The organism is Anaerococcus porci, from assembly GCF_034090325.1.
GTDB lineage: Bacteria > Bacillota > Clostridia > Tissierellales > Peptoniphilaceae > Anaerococcus > Anaerococcus porci.
The window spans coordinates 1-2,067 of record NZ_JAXDSU010000103.1 but is presented as its reverse complement, the minus strand read 5'-3'; the positions used below and the strand labels follow the sequence as shown (position 1 = coordinate 2,067).

The following is a 2,067-nucleotide window of genomic DNA, read 5'->3' as shown; positions in this document are numbered from 1 at the left end:
ATAAGCCTGTGATTTCTTCTTGTTCTCTCTTTTTTATTTGACAACTTGACTAATATTTTTTCTTTATTCTTAAGTTGTCGTAACTGAATTTCGTAACTTTCTTTTTCTTCTTCAAGCTCTGCAATTTCTATTTGTACTTCTTGCAATGTTTTTTCTTTCTTCATTTTGGGAACTCCTTTCGAATTTTAAGCATAAGAAAAAGAGATAACTTTTTGCTATCTCTAAAATACTATTTGATTTTACAAATTGTTATTGTATTATTTTTAATTTAAGAATTACTTCTGCCCCATTATCTGCATTAGAAATAATTAATTTTCCTGAGTGTAACTCTGCTACACGTTTTACAAAAGCTAGCCCAATTCCATAATGTACACCATCACTACTTCTCTCTTTATTTTGTCTATAAAAAAGTTCTCCAAATTTATCAAGTGATTCTTCAGTAAAACGAGAGCCTTTATTCCATACAGAAATATTCAAAGTTTCTTCTTCATAGAATATACGTAAAGTGATTTCCTTATCCTCAGATTCACTATATTCAATAGCATTAGCGACTATATTTGAAACTGCTCTAAGCACATAATTTAGGTTTAATACTACAGTCATATCTTCGATAATATCGTTATGAATATTTAATATTGACTTATCTTTTAAAATATATGTGGCATCTTGCTCAATCGCTTCGGCAATTTCTAAAATAGAATATTTTTTCCACTCTTTTTTATCATCATAGAAGGTTTTTGAGTAATTAATCAATACATTAAAATAATCCCTTATTTTTTTACTTGCAATCAAAATATCATTTAAACAAGCTCTTTGTTCTTCATTTAATTCTGAATATAAGAGCAAATCAGAGTTCCCTTGTATTACCGTTAATGGTGTCTTCAAGTCGTGAGATGCAGCAGAAACTTTAAAAATTAAATCTTCTTTTTGCTTTTTCTCACTTTTTATCATTTCCTTAATTTTTAATTGCATCTGACTTATGCGGTCATTTGTTTCAGCAAATTCTTTCAAGGTTAATCTTTCATTATTTTTTTGTTGTTCAATCAGCATACTTTCATGGTAAACTACATCCATTTCTTTCTTAACTATTCTAAGCATTCTATTTATATTAAAGCTTACAATAATAATAAAAGCCAAACATATATACATCCATGAAAAAGCATTAAAAAAGATAGACGAAATATTTGTCTTTTCTAATCCTGATATATTTACTGATATGGATAAAATCGGAAAGAGATATAAAAGCAAGATTGCCGATAAAAACTCTAATCCGATTTTAATACAAGTATTACGAACTAATCTGCTGAAACTGATTGTATGTTCCATCTATATCCACCCCCTCTCATTGTCTCAAATGGATTGATCCCATATGCTTTAAATTTATTTCTTATTTGATAAATGTATTCAGAAATAGAACGAAATTGCGTATCTGAACTGCCAGGATAGACTCGATTATAAATTTCTTCAATAGAGAACACTTTGTTTGAATGACTAGCCAACGTACTTACAATTAAAAACTCTCTTTTAGTAAGCTTCACCTTTTTCTTTTCAATAAATACACTTTGAAGATCTATATCTACCTTAACCTTATCAAAATCAAAAATATTTTTCTTATCTTTGTTTCTGTCCTCTCTTCGCAAATGCATCTTAACTCTTGCCAAAAATTCTTTAACTGTAAATGGCTTTGTAATATAATCATCTGCTCCAACTTCTATTCCATCAACTAAGTCTTCTTCCATATCTTTTGCAGTAATAAAAATAATTGGAACATTGATTTCACTTCTAATTTGTCTACAAATATCTAATCCATTTAACGGCATCATAATATCTAAAAGAATTAAATCAAATCCTATAAAATCACACAAATTTATTTCATTAATACTACTTCTAGTAGTAACTTCATACTCTGACAAATTCAGAATATTTTTTCGTAAATTGCAATAACAAGTTGGACACCCTCCGCTAGGCAGTAGCCTGGTAGATTCGGTCGATTTCCTCCTCGAAGATTTCATCCGGGGTTCTGTAACCCAGGACTTTCCGTGGGAGGCAGTTACACCAGGTCTCCAC

2 protein-coding genes are annotated in these 2,067 nt (G+C 29.6%); both read right to left on the bottom strand.

Annotated features, from left to right (window positions below; translation table 11 throughout):
* Positions 1 to 249 precede the first annotated feature (249 nt).
* The gene (locus SOR60_RS10435) at positions 250 to 1,326 is read right to left on the bottom strand and encodes a sensor histidine kinase (protein ID WP_320595902.1); all 1,077 of its coding nucleotides are present in this window, start codon (positions 1,324 to 1,326) and stop codon (positions 250 to 252) included.
* Positions 1,296 to 2,012, bottom strand: coding sequence for a response regulator transcription factor (locus SOR60_RS10430; RefSeq protein ID WP_320595901.1), 717 nt, complete (start codon positions 2,010 to 2,012; stop codon positions 1,296 to 1,298). The genes SOR60_RS10435 and SOR60_RS10430 overlap by 31 nt, the downstream gene beginning before the upstream one ends.
* Positions 2,013 to 2,067: the final 55 nt, after the last annotated feature.